Annotated in this window: 7 protein-coding genes; 4 read left to right on the top strand and 3 right to left on the bottom strand. The window is 79.6% G+C overall.

Going from position 1 to position 7,159, the window contains the following annotated elements; all coding sequences use genetic code 11:
• A partial coding sequence (locus AC5FZL_RS14230) for a diguanylate cyclase domain-containing protein (RefSeq protein WP_493619548.1) occupies positions 1 to 1,221 on the bottom strand: 1,221 nt, incomplete at its 3' end.
• A 141-nt stretch (positions 1,222 to 1,362) separates the two neighbouring features.
• Between AC5FZL_RS14230 and AC5FZL_RS14225 the strand changes: the two genes are divergently transcribed.
• Genes AC5FZL_RS14225 through AC5FZL_RS14215 form a run of 3 tightly spaced genes read left to right on the top strand, consistent with a single transcriptional unit; the run spans position 1,363 to position 3,219 of the window.
• Complete coding sequence (locus tag AC5FZL_RS14225; RefSeq protein WP_493619547.1) at positions 1,363 to 2,415, top strand: asparaginase; 1,053 nt, start codon at positions 1,363 to 1,365, stop codon at positions 2,413 to 2,415.
• Entirely contained in the window at positions 2,412 to 2,870 is a 459-nt protein-coding gene (gene dtd / locus AC5FZL_RS14220; RefSeq protein WP_493619546.1) for a D-aminoacyl-tRNA deacylase, read from the top strand. The genes AC5FZL_RS14225 and dtd overlap by 4 nt, the downstream gene beginning before the upstream one ends.
• Before the next feature lie 10 nt (positions 2,871 to 2,880).
• Entirely contained in the window at positions 2,881 to 3,219 is a 339-nt protein-coding gene (locus AC5FZL_RS14215; protein WP_493619545.1) for a DUF2516 family protein, read from the top strand.
• A gap of 9 nt (positions 3,220 to 3,228) precedes the next feature.
• Here AC5FZL_RS14215 and AC5FZL_RS14210 read toward each other — a convergent pair whose 3' ends face one another.
• Positions 3,229 to 4,068 carry a class I SAM-dependent methyltransferase gene (locus AC5FZL_RS14210; RefSeq protein ID WP_493619544.1) on the bottom strand — a complete coding sequence of 280 codons (840 nt, stop codon included), beginning with the start codon at positions 4,066 to 4,068 and terminating at the stop codon, positions 3,229 to 3,231.
• A 216-nt stretch (positions 4,069 to 4,284) separates the two neighbouring features.
• Between AC5FZL_RS14210 and mshA the strand changes: the two genes are divergently transcribed.
• Complete coding sequence (gene mshA / locus AC5FZL_RS14205) at positions 4,285 to 5,598, top strand: D-inositol-3-phosphate glycosyltransferase (protein ID WP_493619549.1); 1,314 nt, start codon at positions 4,285 to 4,287, stop codon at positions 5,596 to 5,598.
• On the opposite strand, the gene AC5FZL_RS14200 is transcribed toward mshA, so the two are convergent.
• Positions 5,513 to 7,159: helix-turn-helix transcriptional regulator (locus AC5FZL_RS14200; protein WP_493619543.1), on the bottom strand; the 1,647-nt coding region annotated here is incomplete at its 5' end. The two genes, mshA and AC5FZL_RS14200, sit on opposite strands and share 86 nt — an antisense overlap.

Genomic DNA, 7,159 nt, shown 5'->3' with positions numbered 1-7,159 from the left:
CGGCACGGGGACGAGGACGGCGAACTCGTCCCCGCCGAGGCGGTAGGCGCTGGCGCCCTCACCGGCCCGGGCGGCCTGGGCGGCCAGGCGGCGCCCGACCTCGGCGAGCACCCGGTCGCCCGCGGCGGAGCCGCGGCTGTCGTTGACGTCCTGGAACGCGTCGAGGTCGAGCACGCACAGCAGCGCCTGCGGGCTGTGCGCGTCGCCGGCGCGGGCGGAGAGGCGGCGCAGCAGGGAGCGGCGGTTGCCCAGCCCGGTGAGCGGGTCGCCGTCGGCCAGGCAGGTGGCGCGCCGGGCCACGAGCACCTCCCGCGCCAGGAGCAGCGCGACCGTGCTCGTCGTGCCGGCCACGAGCACCCACGGGGGGACCGGGCGCCCGCTCAGCTGGCTGGCCAGCGGCAGGACGCCCAGCGTCAGGCCCGCGGCCAGCACGGCGAGGGAGCCGGGGAAGCTGTGGTCGGAGGAGGCGGTCGGCCGCCCGAGCGCCCGCATCGAGGGCTGCCACGCGGCGGCCGCCAGCGCCCCCCAGCCCGGCACGACGAGGACGTCGACGCGCGAGCCGGGCCGGTAGGTGCCGGTCAGGGCCACGCCCAGCGTCACCAGGTGCCAGACGACCAGCCCGCCGGCCACGCCGAGCAGCAGGCGCACGGCGGGGGCCGAGGACCGGCCGGTCACCACGGCCCACACGGCGGTCGCGGCGAAGACCACCGTGCCGGCGGCCTGGGCGGCGACCCACGACTCGGTGGTGCCGCTGGCACTGTGCAGCGCCCCGGTGAGGTGCAGGCTGGCCGCCGAGGCGCTGATCGCCAGCAGGGCGACGTCGAGGCGGTCGATGCCGGGCAGGCTGTCCGCCTGGCGGGTGATGAGCACGACGACCTGGCCCATGGCCGTGTAGGCCCCCAGGCACAGCGCCGCGACCGCGACCGGGCCGGCGTCCAGCAGCAGCGCGTACCAGGCCAGGGAGTACGCCCACGCCGCGGCGAGCAGCCAGACCCACACGCCGGGGCGCCCGGGCCGGTAGCGGCGGACGGCGGCCGCCACGGCAGCGGTGCCCAGCAGCTGGGTCGCGGCGATCACGCCGATGCGCCACGGCGGGGGCGCCACGGCCCCGAGCAGGGTCAGCGCGGCGGTCGCGGTGAGCACGAGGGCGAAGGCGCGCCGGGGCGCGGGGGGGAGCGCGCCGGGGCGGCGGTCGGGCCGGTGGCCCTCCCGCTCGGCCACCGGTGGTTCCTCCGCCCGTCCCTGCACAGCAGAACTGTCCCGCATCCGGGCGCCCGGCGCCGACGGCGCCACCGGGTCGGCGGAACCGGTCGTCGGCGGTACCGGTCGTCGGCGTCCGGCGCTGGCCCTAGCCTCGGCGCCGTGACCACGGCCCTGCCCCCGCTGCCCGCGAGCGCGCCCGGCGCGCTCGCCCGCCGCCTGGCGCCCCTCGTGGCGCAGGCCCGGCCGCTGGCGGCGGTGGTCCGCGGCGAGCTCGTGGAGTCGGTGCACCTGGGCCACCTCGTGGTCACCGCCGCGGACGGCCAGGTGCTGGCCGCCGTCGGCGACCCCGACGCCGAGGTCTGGCCGCGCTCCTCGCTCAAGCCGCTGCAGGCCACGGCGATGGTGCAGGCCGGCCTCGACCTCGCCGACGCGCCCGCCCTCCTCGCGCTCGCCGCGGCCAGCCACAGCGGCGAGCAGCGGCACCTGGACGGCGTGCGGGCGGTGCTGGCCCGCGCCGGCCTGGACGAGCGCGCCCTGCAGAACACCCCGGACCTGCCCTTCGGCGTCGAGGCCGCCGCGGCCTGGCGGGCCGCCGGCCACGGCCCGGCGTCGGTGGCGCAGAACTGCTCCGGCAAGCACGCGGCCATGCTGCTCACCTGCGTGACCGCCGACTGGGACCCGACCGCCTACCTCGACCTGGGCTCCCCGCTGCAGCGCCAGGTGCGCGCGACCGTGGCCGACCTCACCGGCTCGCGGCGCTCGCGCACGACGGTCGACGGCTGCGGCGCCCCGCTGCTGTCCACGCCGCTGTCGGGCCTGGCCCGCGCGTTCGGCCGGATCGCCAGCGCCCCCGAGGGCACGGCGGAGCACCAGGTCGCGGCGGCGATGGGGGCGCACCCGGAGATGGTGGGCGGCACCGGGCGCGACGTCAGCGCCCTGCTGGCCGGCGTGGGCGGCCTCGTCGCCAAGGACGGCGCCGAGGGCGTGTACGCCGCCGGCCTGCCGGACGGGCGCGCCGTGGCGCTGAAGGTCCTCGACGGCGCCTCGCGCGCGGCCCCGGTGGCGCTCGCCGCGGCGCTGCGGGCCCTCGGCGTGCGCGCTCCCGTGCTGGAGCAGGTGGGCACCGCGCCCGTGCTCGGCCACGGCCGGCCGGTGGGAGCGCTCGTGCCCACCCTTCCCGAGGGCTTCCTCGCCCTGCCCGACCGCGCGTGAGGGCCGTCGTCCAGCGGGCCACCCGGGCCAGCGTGGTCGTCGACGGCGAGGTCGTCGGGGCGATCGAGCGGCCGGGCCTGGTCGTGCTCGTCGGCGCCGCCGTGGACGACGGGCCGGACGACGCCGCGCAGGTGGCCCGCAAGGTCGCCGAGCTGCGGGTGCTGCGCGGGGAGGTCAGCGCCCTGGACGCCGGGGCGCCGGTGCTCGTGGTCAGCCAGTTCACGCTGCTCGCCGACACGCGGAGGGGACGGCGCCCCAGCTGGTCGGCCGCCGCCGCCGGGCCCGTGGCCGAGCCGCTCGTCGAGGCGGTGGTCGCCGACCTGCGCGGGCGCGGGCTGGAGGTGGCCACCGGGGTGTTCGGCGCGGACATGGCCGTCGAGCTCGTCAACGACGGGCCGGTGACGATCCTCCTCGACACCCGCGCGGGGCGCTCCGCGGCCGAGCCCGCCCGATAGCATCGAGGGCGTGGGTGGCCTCTTCGCGGTTCAGGGCGTCTTGTTCATGGTGCTCAGCATCGCGGCCTTCGCGATGGAGGTGTGGGCCCTGGTGCAGGCGGCCCGGTTCCGCGCGGACGCGTACGTCGCGGCGGGCAAGCAGACCAAGCGGCTGTGGGTCGGCGTCCTCTCGGTCGCCGCGGTGATCGGCTTCCTGGCGCTGCCGGGGGGCTTCCTCAGCGTCCTGGGCTTCCTCAGCATCATCGCCGTCGCCGCCTCGGGCGGGTTCCTCGCCGGGGTGCGCCCCGCGCTGCGGGCCGTGCAGGGCCGGGGCGGCTCGACGTCCAGCGGGCCCTACGGCGGCTGGTGAGCCCCGCCCTCACCGCTCCTCGCGCGCGCCCCCGTCGAGGTCCCGGTCGAGACCCCCGTCGAGACCCACGGCGCCCGCGGCGACGCTGACCTCGCCGAGGCGCCAGCGCGCCGGCCCGTCGAGCACCGGCCACCCGGCCTCGCGCACCGCGGCGCACGCCGCGGCGAACCGCTGGCGCGCGCCGAAGGCCGCCAGCGGCGCCGCCCGCGCCCAGGCGGCGTCCAGCGCCGAGAGCCACGCGTGCACCGGCTCGCCGGGGGTGTTGCGGGAGATCAGCACCTTGGGCAGCCGCTCGGCGACGACGCCGGGCCGCTCGAGCCCGGCGAGGCGCAGCGAGAGGGTCAGCGACAGCGCCACCGGCGCCTGCGGGCCGGCGGCCAGGGCGACCCACGCCGCCCGCCGCCCGACCTCGTCGCAGGTGGCGTCCACGAGCACCCCGCCCGGCGCCAGGCGCGCGGTGACCTCCGCCCACGCCGGCGCGACGGCGTCCACGGGGTACTGGCGGAGCACGTTGGCCGCGCGCACCAGCACCGGCCGCCGCCCGCCGAGCACCGACGGCGCGCCGAGCTCGAAGCCGCCGCGCGCGAAGCGCACGCCCGGCCCGGCCAGCGGCAGCGCCCGCGCGACGCGGTCGGGGTCGATCTCCAGCCCCACCACCTCGACGTCGGGGCGCACCGCGCGCAGGCGCGCCGCGAGCTCCAGGGTCGTCACGGGGGACGCGCCGTAGCCGAGGTCGACGACCAGCGGGTCGTCGGCGCGGCGCAGCAGGCCGGCCCGGGTGCCGGCCACCCAGCGGTCCACGCGGCGCAGGCGGTTCGTGCCGGTCGTGCCGCGGGTCGGCAGGCCCACGGGCCGAGGACCTGCCGAGCGCGCCACGGCCGAGGATGCTGCCAGGCGCGTGGGGGCGGGCGCCCGTGGGTGCTCCGCGAGTGCTCCGCGAGTGCACCGCGGGTGCTCCGCGGGCCCTGCGCGCCTCCTGGGTGGGTGTCTGGGCGCCACCTCGGCTAGCGTCGTCCGGTGCGCAGGATCCCGAGAGCGGCGCGGCGGCAGCCCCGCCGGGTGGCGATGATCAGCCTGCACACCTCCCCGCTCGACCAGCCCGGCACCGGTGACGCCGGCGGCATGAACGTCTACGTCGTCGAGCTCGCCCGCCGCCTGGCCGCCCGGGGCACGCGGGTGGAGGTCTTCACCCGGGCCACCTCCTCGGCCCAGGCGCCGGTGGCCGACCTCGCGGACGGCGTCCTCGTGCGCCACGTGCCCGCCGGCCCCTTCGAGGGGCTCGCCAAGGAGGACCTGCCCGGGCAGCTGTGCGCCTTCGCCGCCGGCGTCATGCGCACCGAGGCCGGCCACGAGCCGGGGTGGTACGACGTCGTGCACTCCCACTACTGGCTCTCGGGCCAGGTGGGGTGGCTGGCCGCCGAGCGCTGGCAGGTGCCGCTGGTGCACAGCGCCCACACCCTCGCGAAGGTCAAGAACGCCCACCTGGCCGCCGGGGACGCCCCCGAGCCGGTGGGCCGCGTCATCGGCGAGGAGCAGGTCGTCGCGGCCGCGGACCGGTTGGTCGCCAACACCGCCGACGAGGCGCACGACCTGGTCACCCACTACGGCGCCGACCCCGAGCGCATCGACATCGCACCCCCCGGCGCCGACCTGGAGGTCTTCGCCCCGGGCGACGCCGCGACGGCCCGCCGCCGGCTCGGCCTGCGCGAGGACGCGGCGGTGCTGCTGTTCGCCGGGCGGATCCAGCCGCTCAAGGGCCCCGACGTGCTCGTGCGGGCCGCCGCGGCGATGCTCCGGCGCGACCCGGCGCTGCGTCCCCGCCTCGTGGTCGCGGTCGTCGGCGGTCCCTCCGGCAGCGGCCTGGAGCGCCCGCACGAGCTGGAGGCGCTGGCCCGCGGCCTCGGGCTCGTCGACGTGCCCGGCGTGCCGGACGTCGTCCGCTTCGAGCCGCCCGCGCCCCGGGAGGTGCTGGCCGACTGGTACCGCGCCGCGGACCTCGTCGCCGTGCCCTCCTCGAACGAGTCCTTCGGGCTGGTCGCCCTGGAGGCCCAGGCCAGCGGCACCCCGGTGGTGGCCGCGTCGGTGGGCGGTCTGCGCACGGCGGTCGCCGACGGCACCAGCGGCGTCCTCGTGGAGGGCCACGACCCGGGCCGCTGGGGGCAGGTCCTGGCCGGCCTCCTCGACGACCCCGCCCGCCTGGAGCGGCTGGCGCGCGGCGCCCGGGCGCACGCGGAGGGCTTCGGCTGGGACGCCACGGCCGACCGCGTGCTCGCCTCCTACGAGGCGGCGCGCCTCACGCGTGCGGCTCGCTCTCTGCGAGCAGCACCCGCAGCCGCGCCATCAGGTCCGAGCGGTCGGTGGCCCGGGTCCGCTGCCTGATCCGCGCGACGTGGTGCTCGACCGTCTTGGGTGACAGGAAGAGCTTCGCGCCCACCTCGCGGTAGGTCTCCCCGCGCACCACGAGCGCCGCGACGTCGCGCTCGCGGGGGCTCAGCGCCACCTGCTCCAGCGCCGGGCGCCGCCCGGTCGACCCGTCCGCCGCGCCGGCCTCGGACCCGCCGGCACCCCCTGACGGCTCGGCGCCGTCCGCTCCGGCCGGGCCGCTCCCCGACGGCGAGCGCCCGCCCACCGGTCCCTGGAGCGAGCGCGCGCACTGCATGAGCGTCGCCATCGCGCGGCGGTCGGTGGTGCGGGCCGCCGCCTGCCCGGCCAGGCGGGAGCCGTCCCAGGACAGGCCCGCGGCGGCCAGGCCGCGGGCTGCGGCCTCCACCTCCGCGGGGTCCGCGCCGCCGACGAGCACCGCCATCCACGCGTGCCCGGCCGCGGACAGCGCCGCCGCGTAGCGCGAGTGCGCCGAGGCGCGCACGAGCGCCGTCGCGTGCGGCTCGAGGTCACCGGGGCGCTCGGTGAGGATCGCCGCCTGCACGCCGTACCAGTGCAGCGGCGAGGCCCAGGCGTCCGGGCCGCCCAGGCGGTCCAGCAGCGACCAGGCGCGGGCCAGGTGCGGCTCCAGGTGCGCGCCCTCGCGCAGGCGGGCGGCGCCCAGGGCCAGCTCGCCGAGGGGGAGCAGGGCGTAGAGGTCGACGGGGTGGAAGACGATCCGGTCGCGGGCGACCGACCAGGCCCGCAGCAGGGCCGGGGCGTCGCTCGCGCGCCGCGCCAGGCCCACCTCCAGCGCGCACCGGAAGAGGTCGTCACGCGGCTCGAGGTCGCCACCGCCCGAGCTCGAGGTCGCGCGGTGCAGGAGCTCGCGCGCGCGGTCGCCCTGGCCGGCGAGCATGGCGGTCCACGCGCGCAGCAGGAGGTGGCGCGGCTGCGCCGCCGGCCCGCCCTGACCGGCCTCCAGCGCGCTCGCCAGCACGTGCTCGGCCACGGCCAGCTGCCCGGTGGACAGCGCCAGGAGCGCGGCCAGGGCCGCCGGGGTGTCGAGCATGAGGGACGCCGGCCCGGTCGCCGTGATCACCGCCGAGGCCCGGGTGAGGGTGCTCAGCGCGTCGGCGGCCGCGCCGTCGACGGACTCCTGGACGCCCCGGGCGACGAGCGCGGCGGCGCCCGCGGTCAGCGTCGGGGGGTCGCCGCGCTGGGCCCGGGCGAGCAGCGCCTGGGCCCCGGCGCGGTCGCCCACCCCGAGGAGCGCCACGGCGCCCAGGCCGGCCCGGGCGCCGGAGCGCTCCGGCCCGAGCCAGCGGTGGAGCTCTGCGCTGCGGTCGAGCGCACCCCGGCGGGCGAGGGCGGTCGCCGCAGCCGCCACGGCGCGCGCGAGGTCGGGCGGATCCTCCTCGGCGAGCAGGGCGTCGACCTCGCGCAGCCCCGCGTCGAGGTCGCCGAGGAGCACCGCCAGCTCCGCGCGCCGCGCGGAGCTGGGAGCGGGTGGGGCCCCGGCGTCCAGCGCCTCGGCGTGCAGGGCGCGCGCCAGCACGGGGTCGGTGGAGGCGCACCG

The organism is Quadrisphaera sp. DVD1, assembly GCF_058932755.1.
Note: the sequence above shows the minus strand (reverse complement) of the source record. Positions and strands in the feature narration are given on the sequence as shown.